Origin of the sequence: Stenotrophomonas sp. HMWF023 (assembly GCF_003060985.1) — a bacterium.
GTDB lineage: Bacteria > Pseudomonadota > Gammaproteobacteria > Xanthomonadales > Xanthomonadaceae > Stenotrophomonas > Stenotrophomonas lactitubi.
The window spans coordinates 2,112-2,695 of the sequence record NZ_QAIJ01000343.1; the positions used below are offsets into that span (position 1 = coordinate 2,112).

Annotated in this window: 1 protein-coding gene and 1 pseudogene; both read right to left on the minus strand. The window is 68.2% G+C overall.

From position 1 onward, the window contains the following. The coding region (locus tag DBR20_RS23630) for an ABC transporter permease (RefSeq protein ID WP_343125690.1) at positions 1–471 on the minus strand (471 nt) is incomplete at its 3' end. Next, positions 468–584, minus strand: a pseudogene (locus DBR20_RS23635) (ABC transporter ATP-binding protein); the annotation flags it as partial. The pseudogene DBR20_RS23635 and the gene DBR20_RS23630, both read right to left, overlap by 4 nt.

Below are 584 nucleotides of genomic sequence, written 5' to 3' on the forward strand. Positions count from 1 at the left end.
AAACGCGGCCACGGCCAGCAGCTGCAATACCTGCGTCGCCTGCAGCTGCACGCCACCGAAGAGGCACGCCACCGCCATCAGCATCGCGGCGATCAGCACTGCGAACAGCATGGCCATTGCCAACCGCGCCAGCAGCGGCGCTGCAGAGGGCAGTGGCAAGGCGCGCTTGAGGGTCAGCAGGCCGCCTTCACGGTCCAGCGCCAACTGCACGCCAAAGCCAAACAGCGAGGGCGCCATCGCGCCGAACACGCAGTAGGTCGCCAGCAGATAGACCGGTGCGTGGCCACGGCCCAGCAGTACGCCGAACAACAGGTAGAACAGCACCGGGAACAACAGCGAAGGCAGCACGAATGATGGCGAGCGCCAGGCGCGACGCAGCTCGGCCAGCAGTTCAGCGCGATAGGGACGCAGGCTACGCAGCCAAGCGGAAGGCGCTGCACCGGCGCCGGTGGTACGGGTCAACGTGTTCATGCTGCCTCCCGGGTCAGGTCGAGGAAGGCGTCGGCCAGTGCCGCGCCCTGTACTTCCAGTTCACGCAGCTGCGCATCGGCGGCGAGCAGGCGGGCCACCACCGGCTCGGCCGG